Raw genomic sequence first — 597 nt, 5'->3', positions numbered from 1 at the left:
AGCCGCACCAACCCGGCCTTCTCGGCGAGCCTCAACACCTGCACGAACAGCCCGGCCAAGTGTTTGAGGTGCCGCTTTGCCAGATATCGCGCTGAGGTCCAGGCTCTCCCGCACCAGTTCCACGATGAAACGTGACAGATGCTCTAGCAGTCTGCTGAAGAACCCCCTCGCCACCGAGGGGGCTTGATGATTCACTTGTCATCTCGAATCAGCGGAGACGCTCATGCGCGGCAGGTTTACGGATCAAGGCGGCCTGTTTTCGTACATCGCGCCGGATAAGCGTGTGCCAGCGAACCATCCGCTGCGGAAGGTGCGGGAACTTGTCCGGGATGTATTGAGTGATTTGAACCGCAGCCTTGGGAGGCTCTATGCCAGCGAGGGACGTCCTTCGATCCCTCCGGAGCAATTGCTGAGCGCCTTGCTGCTGCAGGTGTTCTATGGCATCCGCTCGGAACGCCAGTTGATGGAGCAACTGGACTATAATCTTCTGTATCGCTGGTTCGTGGGACTGTCGCCGGATGATCCAGTCTGGGACCCGACCACCTTCACCAAGAACCGGGAGCGGCTGCAGAACGGCGATGTGTTCACGAAGTTCAT

The 597-nt window shown here is 58.8% G+C and carries 1 protein-coding gene; it reads left to right on the top strand.

What is annotated here, in order from left to right; genetic code table 11:
- Window positions 1–223: 223 nt before the first annotated feature.
- A partial coding sequence (locus AC5ZGW_RS46765; protein ID WP_496114214.1) for a transposase occupies window positions 224–597 on the top strand: 374 nt, incomplete at its 3' end.

The organism is Bradyrhizobium sp. Crot121, from assembly GCF_059512385.1.
The sequence above is the reverse complement of the archived record's forward strand: the minus strand, read 5'-3'. Positions and strand labels throughout refer to the sequence as shown.